Here is a 1,114-nt window from a genome sequence, read left to right on the forward strand (position 1 = left end):
GCCACGCCGGGGCGGTGCCGTCCGCCGCGACGACGCCCGCCCGGCCGTCGACCGCGCGCCGGACGAGGCCCGCGCGGTGCGGCTGGACGTCGGCGGCGAGGAGGCGCGCGTCGCGTCCGGCGGCCACGGCGGCCAGCAGGCCCGCCTTGCCGCCGGGACCGGCGCAGACGTCCGCCCAGCGGGCGTCCCGCCCGTCCAGCGGGGCCGCCGCGAGCGCGAGCGCGACCATCTGGCTCGCCTCGTCCTGGACGGCGGCGCGGCCGTCCCGGACGGCGTCGATGTGCGCCGGGTCGCCCTCCGCCAGCACGGCCGCGTACGGCGAGTACGGGGCCGGTGCGGCGCCCGCGTCGTAGAGCTCCTGCGCGGTCGCGCGGCCGGGGCGGGCGACCAGCGTCACCCGGGGGCGCGCGTTGTCGGCCTCCAGCAGGGCGCCGATCTCGTCGCGGTCGGGGCCGAGCGCGTCGCGCAGCGCCGACACGATCCACTTCGGGTGGCTGTGCGCGATCGACAGCCGGGTGGTGGCGTCGGCGTCGGCGGGCGCGACGATCGCGAGCCAGGCGTCCAGGTCGCGGGAGGCGACCTTGCGGAGCACCGCGTTCGCGAACTTCGCCTGGCCGGGGCCCGACACCGACCGCGCCAGCTCCACCGCCGTCCCGACCGCGGCGTGCGGCGGGATGCGGGTGGCGAGGATCTGGTGGGCGCCGAGGCGCAGCACGTCCAGCAGCGGCGCGTCGATGCGGCGCAGCTCGCGGTCGCTGCACAGGGCGAGGACCGCGTCGTAGGTGCCGCGGCCGCGCAGCGTGCCGTAGGTCAGCTCGGTGGCGAGGGCGGCGTCGCGGCCGGTGATGCCGCGGTCGCGCAGGCGGGTGGGCAGCAGCAGGTTCGCGTACGCGTCGCGGGTCTCGACGGCGCGGATCACGTCGAACGCGGTGCGCCGGACGAGGTCCTGCGGGCGGCCCGTCTTGCGGGGGCCGCCGGGCCTGCGGTTGCGGTCGGGGCGGCCGCGGCGGGCGCGGGGGGGGGGGGACCGCCTGGTGCTGCGCCCCGCCGGGGCCCCCCGCGACACTCGTGGCGAGACCGTGCAGCGGTCCGTCGACGCGCTGGCGGACGGCCT

1 protein-coding gene is annotated in these 1,114 nt (G+C 80.1%); it reads right to left on the reverse strand.

What is annotated here, in order from left to right:
• The coding region (locus ABZ914_RS51695; protein ID WP_500201858.1) for a transcription antitermination factor NusB at positions 1-1,066 on the reverse strand (1,066 nt) is incomplete at its 3' end.
• Positions 1,067-1,114: the final 48 nt, after the last annotated feature.

Source organism: Spirillospora sp. NPDC046719 (assembly GCF_040645715.1).
Classification (GTDB): domain Bacteria; phylum Actinomycetota; class Actinomycetes; order Streptosporangiales; family Streptosporangiaceae; genus Spirillospora.